7 protein-coding genes and 1 pseudogene are annotated in these 7189 nt (G+C 38.8%); all 8 read right to left on the bottom strand.

Annotated features, from left to right (window positions below; translation table 11 throughout):
- Positions 1–242: pseudogene (locus HMPREF3138_RS26815) on the bottom strand (ornithine carbamoyltransferase); the annotation flags it as partial.
- Positions 239–862 carry a DUF2163 domain-containing protein gene (locus HMPREF3138_RS25320; RefSeq protein WP_083301474.1) on the bottom strand — a complete coding sequence of 208 codons (624 nt, stop codon included), beginning with the start codon at positions 860–862 and terminating at the stop codon, positions 239–241. The gene HMPREF3138_RS25320 and the pseudogene HMPREF3138_RS26815, both read right to left, overlap by 4 nt.
- Entirely contained in the window at positions 862–1416 is a 555-nt protein-coding gene (locus HMPREF3138_RS26240; RefSeq protein ID WP_139145135.1) for a hypothetical protein, read from the bottom strand. The genes HMPREF3138_RS25320 and HMPREF3138_RS26240 overlap by 1 nt, the downstream gene beginning before the upstream one ends.
- Positions 1417–1480: 64 nt before the next feature.
- Positions 1481–3856 (bottom strand): coiled-coil domain-containing protein, encoded by a 2376-nt coding sequence (locus HMPREF3138_RS09335; RefSeq protein ID WP_139145136.1) that lies wholly within the window; start codon positions 3854–3856, stop codon positions 1481–1483.
- Positions 3840–4199 carry a hypothetical protein gene (locus tag HMPREF3138_RS09340; RefSeq protein WP_070558943.1) on the bottom strand — a complete coding sequence of 120 codons (360 nt, stop codon included), beginning with the start codon at positions 4197–4199 and terminating at the stop codon, positions 3840–3842. The genes HMPREF3138_RS09335 and HMPREF3138_RS09340 overlap by 17 nt, the downstream gene beginning before the upstream one ends.
- A 35-nt stretch (positions 4200–4234) precedes the next feature.
- Positions 4235–4540 carry a hypothetical protein gene (locus HMPREF3138_RS25325; protein WP_083301476.1) on the bottom strand — a complete coding sequence of 102 codons (306 nt, stop codon included), beginning with the start codon at positions 4538–4540 and terminating at the stop codon, positions 4235–4237.
- Positions 4541–4600: 60 nt separating this feature from the next.
- On the bottom strand, positions 4601–5056 hold the full coding sequence (locus HMPREF3138_RS25330) for a hypothetical protein (RefSeq protein WP_083301477.1): 456 nt from the start codon (positions 5054–5056) through the stop codon (positions 4601–4603).
- A 44-nt stretch (positions 5057–5100) separates the two neighbouring features.
- Positions 5101–7189: tail fiber domain-containing protein (locus tag HMPREF3138_RS26245; RefSeq protein WP_139145137.1), on the bottom strand; the 2089-nt coding region annotated here is incomplete at its 5' end.

Genomic DNA, 7189 nt, shown 5'->3' on the forward strand with positions numbered 1-7189 from the left:
CCCGGAATTGGGAATTCAACTTCCTCGATGTACTGTTCAATCAACTCGAAAGTACTGCTAACGCCTAGTTTCTTTAGAATGTTTCGACCTTTACGCAATGTGTCATATTTACACATCCCAACGTATTCAGTACTGCACATTAGATCGATAACTTTTAGTACTAGAATATTGCAATCATTCTTTCCAAGCTGATATGGTTGTTCTAATGCACCTTGACATATGTCTACTATTTTATTAATCATTTATATCTCCAAGATTGGTTAGCATTAACTTGTCCAAGTAATGAAAAGTACTCATCACCGGGATAATAAGATTGATATACTGAGTTAGCCGCAATAGTTCGAGGTTGTAGGTCTAACTTCTTATATACTGAATTTAGATATACGCTCATTTCATTCTTTGCCGCGTTTGGATCTGCTTCTGCCTGAATGTAGTCAATGAAACCACTGAACATGAGTGTACTGTTCAGTACTGAATTGTCGGCTGGGTTAAGTATTACGAGATAGATATTAACCTTTGCTTCTCGAAAGGCTCCACCTAGTGCCAATGTTCTAGTACTGTCATTAACGTTACTTACTTTAAAGTTAATACTGTTATTGTTAATTTCCTTTGTCTCTGTGAAACTTGGAAATGAATCACTAATTAGATCAGGAAAGCTTGTATACTGTGTCCCATTGATATTGAGATCTACAAAACCATCAGTCCAGAAAATTGGAGGAATGCCATTCTTTGGAAATACATCAATTGCACGACAATGAACACCAAGTGACATTAGTTCAGTAATAGTAAGTTTGGTTTTATTACCACCTCTCGTAAGATTCCAGTACTGTAATAGGTCTGGATTAGTCAATAATTCATTCATTATAAGTACTCCGTCGCCTTGAGATTAACACTCATGATATTATTAACAGGAACTTTATATTCATTTTCAATGTCAAGGGTAAAAGTACCTTGAAGATTGTTATAAAGAATAGTTTCACCTGTCTGTACGTTTTCACGTAGATTGGGGAACAATTGAAGTACATTACCTGTCCGGCCAATAATGCGATAAATCTTTGAATGGTTCGTAAATTGAATCAATGAACCTATTTCAAGAGTATTGGCAGTACTGGAAACTTGATAAGAACCTTTTAATGCCTGTGCAGATACCGAAACAGCCCCAGATTGAGATCCTTTATAGACGCCCATGTGACCTAATGAAAAAGGAAAAGGCTTTCCACGTGAGTACTCAGCAACGAATGCTTGATATTCTGCTAGTGATTGTTGTTTGAAAGTCAATGTGAATTCTAGTTTATAGTACTGAATGCCAGTACTCCTAGTAACCTCTGTCCCTGTCCAAGAGCGATTTGAATAACGCGGTTCAGTACTGGATACTGAAACCCCATTGATTTTGATATTATTTGAAAATGATGCCATATATGCTCCTTAGCTTATGTAGTATTTAGGGCAATAAAAAACCCGGACATTGCCGGGTATTTATTTATGCATTTCTTGATTGAGCAGACCTAACAGCCTGATTAACATTATTTGCATGTCGTTTTAGATAGTCATTAAACATCTTGTCATCATTAATGCCGCCTTGGACAACCAAGGGAGCATTGATTGTGATTTCTCCAGTACTGGCATTACCAGAAGATTGTTCTTGTTTATCAAGGAAACTAATTAGCCTCTTGTTTTGCGGTGCCTGAATCACTCTCTCGCCCTGTTGCAGTACAAATGACTTGTTATTTAGGTGACTAGGAAGTTCATCAATACCTCCGTGAAACTGGCCGCTGGAAGCACCTTTGATAGTACTGATAATCTGCATACCCATACCGGCGATCTGAGCATACGCCCCTAGCGAGGCCGGGAACGGTGTTGCTAGTGCACTTGCAAGAGCAGACTGAATTTTCATAATAGTTTCAGAGATAATTAGTCCTTTCTGGATCGCGAAGGCCGATTTTGCGGCGGCTGACTGTTCCCCAAACGCACCGGCCATCATGCCACCAATATCACCAGCCGCATTACCCAATAGAGTAAGCTGTGCTCGTGTGTTCTCTGTAGCCGTGTTCATTGAGTCCTGTGCATACTTGGCTTGTAGGGCTGCCTTCCTCTTCTCGTACTCTTCAGTACCGGCATAGAGACGTTCATTCAGTGCCATTTCTTGATTGTACTGGTCTTCTAGCTGTTGTTGCTTTGACTGAGTAGTATCAACTGCAAATGGATTATCACCATAAAGCCGTTGGTCTTGTTGCTGTCCTAGATAGTTCTTCTGTTGGTCATTTAGAGTTACACCATTAAGATTTGCGTTTAAGTCCTTCAATCCTTGATTCGGATCGTTGTAACCAATCTGTTTATTGATTAGTTCTGTACGCTGTCTTGCACCCTGCTCTTTTGCCTGTGCTAAGTACTTATCAATCTCTGCTTGAGATTTTCCAAGCAACTTTGCATTCTCGGCAATCTTGCGTTGCATTTCTTTTTGTTGAAAATCGAAAGCGTTTAACTGACGTTGCATTTCAGTTTCGCCAATTTTACTTAGTGCAGTACTTAAATCTAGCTGGGCTTTCTTCCGTGCATCTGCATTCTTCTTATCAAGTGCAGCTTGCTTCGTTGCTGCTGATTCTGCGGCTTTTGCTGCTTTGTCTTTACCGTTTTTATCGTTAATAATATCTAACTGTTCTTGACGTTGTTGTTTATACATACGTTCAAGATCCGAAAGATCTTTTTGACGTAATGCAGGATTACTTTTATATGCTTCATCATTAGATTTCATGATTGCATTTTTAGTATCATTATAACGTTGCGTTAAGTTTGCTAATTTCTGATTGGCTTGATCTGCCTTTGTATAAAGTGGTTGCATTGAGTTCTGAATAGTACGCCGACTAACTGAAACTTCTTCTTGCTTCTTGACTTCTTTGGTTTGGTCTTTCTGTATAGCTAGAATATCTCGTTGTAGCTTCAAGGCTGCACGTAATGCCCCAGTAGCTGCTTTGTCTTCATAGCCAGCCGCTGTATAAACGGTTTCAGAGCCGTTATACATCTTTTTGAAATCTTCAGAAGTACGAGCCTGAGTAATGCCATTCAATAACGTAAGTACTTGAGTCAATGCCGGTACTAAACCACTAGCAATACTGTTTTTCCATGATTCCCATGTTTTTGCAAGTTGGGCTGATTGAGCATCATACTCTTTAAACTTTTCAACTTGTTCAGAAGTGAGTGATACTGTTTGTCTTCCTTGCTCGTTTAAATAGTCCTGCTGAGAAGCATACTTTTCATATACCTGAACACGTGAAACTGCATCATTACCTATTGTTTCCATTAGGTTAGTAATTTCAGTATTACTTAGACCTTGTGCCTTAGCAGCAAAGTAGATCTTTGCATAAACATCTTCACCTGCATCTGCAAGAGTTTTAAGTTCTAGAATGTTTAGTTTCAAAGGCTGGATAACATCAGTAAGCATACTGCCACCGTTGTTTGCTAATCCGTCACCTAATTTATCCTTTAGGTCCTTATTTTGGTCTGCTATGGTATCTAGAGTTAATCCTGTTTGACGTAACATCCCCGCTTGCTGTTGAAGTACTTCAACGCTATTACCAGATTTAGCAGCTGCGGCAACTAATTCCATTGCTTGTTCATGTGCCTGTGCTACTGAAGTAAGAGCAAAGGAAAATGCTGCCAGTACAACAGTAGCACCAGCAAAACCAACTTTCATACCAGTAGTCATACCTGCCATTGAGCTTGTAATACTATTAAGATTTCCCTGTGCAGCAGAACGAAGATTGCCAAGGCTAGTTTGTGCCTGATTAACTGCCGTTGTTAGTCCTTGACTGTTACCAGTAATATTAACGACGATATTATTATTATTGTTGCTTGCCATTCTTCTTCCCTTTTTCCATATCCATTAAATCACGGAATGACTTTTTAATGTTCTGTACTTTATTTTCTTGTTCTTCTTCTTCGCGTTTCTTCTGGCGTTCGGATGCGGTGAGATTGTCGAACGTACCGAATAGATCCCAATCCTTGAGTTTGGCCTCTTTTCTTCCCTTCTCTGATAGATTGGGTGAAGTCATCATTAACAAATGACAAAGATTAGCGAACATGGCACTTTGTACTTGTAATCCGCTTGGTTCAATGCGTTGGTCATAGATCATTAGTGCTTCAAGTAGATCATCTGGCAAATCATAATATTCATCCGGCGAAAGTCCACGTTTGTTAACCATCTTTAGAAAGTACTGTAAACGTGGATCACCGGTTCTTATTTTTTTTCGAGATCTTCAACTTGAGTAGATGCCTCAGTAGTCCATAGTTCAATAACTTTCTGATTCAGTTCACCAACGTACATTGCATCAATTGAATTAACATCAATACGGCCTTGAATTTCACCATCTGCGAAAATAGGATCGCCGTTCTCATCTTTAACACAGTGAATAAGAGTTGCTTTTGCATCTGTACATTTATCAAAATCAGCAGAACTTGGACGATGAATGTATAGATCCATTCCGTGAAAATCGATTTTGTGTAGTTTAGGTTTTAGTAGTTTTTGTAGGTCTTGTAAGTTCATTGAAAAGATTCCATAAATGGGGGAATTGATCCCCCGTTATTATTGTTTTTGCATGTGTATTTATGGTGTTACTGGAGTAGTACCAGAAGCAACAGATCCTTTATCAACTGCTAGTTTGAATTTTTTCTTGACTACTTCGTCTTTATCGCCACTGAGTGTAGTACTGGCAACAAGTACGTTATAAACGATGAAAAAACCAGATGTGTGTGTAGCATCTTCAAAGTAAGTAATGCGAATTTGACAACGTTTTTGTGAATCAGCAGCCGCTTCCATAGCCATGTGGGTTACATCATCGGGGATTATATTTACCTCGAGTTCCAGATCAGGAACATTTTTTGTGCCTAATAGTTTTCGTGAGTACGGATCATTAAACGTCTTTACTTCAATAACAGTACTTTCAAATCCTGAAGTTACAAAAGAAGCAATTTCGGGAATTACTTTAAAATCGGTGCTGACAGTAGGACCAGAAGTAGTACTGAATTCTACTTTAAGATTTGCACCTGAGAAAATGTCCATATTATATCCTTATAAGTGATTGGGGCATCCTTGCCCCGTTGTATTTATTTATTCTTTAGTTCTTCGATAGTAGTTTTCATAGCATCAATTTGAACCGAAAGGTCTTTGGTTACTGACAGTAAGAATCCAATCATTGCTAATGGATCTAATGACATACTTCCTCGTTCATCTTCCATTACGTTGACTGCATCTGGAATAACATCAATAATTTCTTGTGCAATAACACCATATGAATATGACTTACCTGTCATTGTATGTTGAACATCATTCATATCTGTCCAATAAGTATCTTTGAATTTATATGAAACTGGGTTTATCAGTTTTAGTTGTGAGAGTGCTTTTCCTTCTTGGACGGGTAAAATATTTTCTTTTAATCGTTTATCAGAATCAAAGAAGTTAATACCTTTATTTGCACCATCAACATCTATAGTTACGTATGTTGAACCTACAGAGGCAAATGCTCTTACACGTCCAGCTACACAGATCATACCATTTGGAATTGTTAGGGTGCTGTCACGTCTGAATTCAAATCTTGAGTATTCCTGTGTGTTGGCACTGTTGACCAAGCGAACTTTGAAAGTACCTTCTGTTCCTTGGCCGGGGTTAACAATGATCGAACCAGAACCTTTACCACGTTCTTCATTCCATAGTATAAATGTTCCCTGATCGGTTAGATTTACATTCCCTGATCCATTAACACCCATTGCACCCGTGATTTCACCGCCGATTTTTCCGTCGATAGTGTTCAGTCTACTGTCATTCCCTTGTGCGACTGTTCCAGCAGTATTACCATATGCAACACCAAGATTAGTACGTGCATCTGCTGCCGATGTAGCTCCCGTGCCGCCTTGATTCACTGCTAATGCATTTGTTAAGTTCAATGATTTGGCAGTTAATACACCAGATACTGACAATGAACTACCTTCACAGGTTATTGAACCATCAGATTTATACTGTATTTGTACAGTCGAATCAGTATCCCCTTTTGGACGTAGGAAAATTGACGAGGTTGTGGATATAACTGCGACACCACTTGGATTTGCTCGAAATTTAGCACCATTGGTAGTAAATGCAGTGTCAGTACTGCCATTCGTTAGTGTAATACTATTATTCGATGTAATACCGCCATTCATTGCCAATGAACCGTTTAATGTAATAGCAGTACCAGAAAATACTAGAGTACCGTCATTGTTATAACGCATTTGTACTGAAGTATTAGAATCACCATTTGGACGAATGAATACGCCTGTTGGTGAACTCATCACTAATTGGTCTGAAGAGTTACTACTAATAATTGCTTTCTGTAATGTTACTGTAGGACTTTGTGTATTCGCAAGAATTAGATTCTTGAACGTTACTGTATCAGTAGTGCCTAAACCTAAATTAGTCGCAGCTGCTGCTGCTGTAGTAGCTCCAGTACCGCCATTTGTAACGGGAATTACGCTAGTACTTGTTATTGCATTTTCTGGAGCAACGGTTAGTAAATTGTCCGGTACTGTAGTTGTCCATGCAGGCATTATACGATCGTTCATAAAGCCAGTAATGAAAGAACCACCACCAACGACATTACCGATTTCCATACCAACACCGCTATAGAATCCGTTAGTTGCAATCAAATATACGTTCCAAATACCAGCAGCTATATCAACTGGAGATAAACCTATTTGAAGGCGACTAACAGCAGATTGCAGTACTGTTACGTGTTTAACGATTTGAGTAATGGTTTCAGCTGTCATACTGGAAAGATTGCAACAACTAATAGCTACTTGGTCTACGTTTGAAGCACTATATCCATAGTTATTTGCACCATAGATTGTAAAGTTCATAAAGCCTGCACCATTACCAGAATTCTTAATCTGTGCAATAGGTAAGAAGCCTCGCGTACCAGTATTGTGAATTGGTAGTGTATAACGAGCTGCAACGTTAATTGTTTCAGTACGGGAATATACGTCTAAGTTAGTACGAGCCGTTGCTTTGTTGTTCAAGTCATTTAAGTTACTTGCAATCTTCAACTGTGCATCGTTAGTAACGTTAGAAAGCCCTACATCGCTCTTAGACGGCTTGAATCCTTCATGGTATACATTCCAGTTTTTATAGTTATTGGCGTTATCAATTGCCTGTCTGAATACAAGT

Source organism: Serratia sp. HMSC15F11 (genome assembly GCF_001808215.1).
Lineage (GTDB): Bacteria > Pseudomonadota > Gammaproteobacteria > Enterobacterales > Enterobacteriaceae > Serratia > Serratia nevei.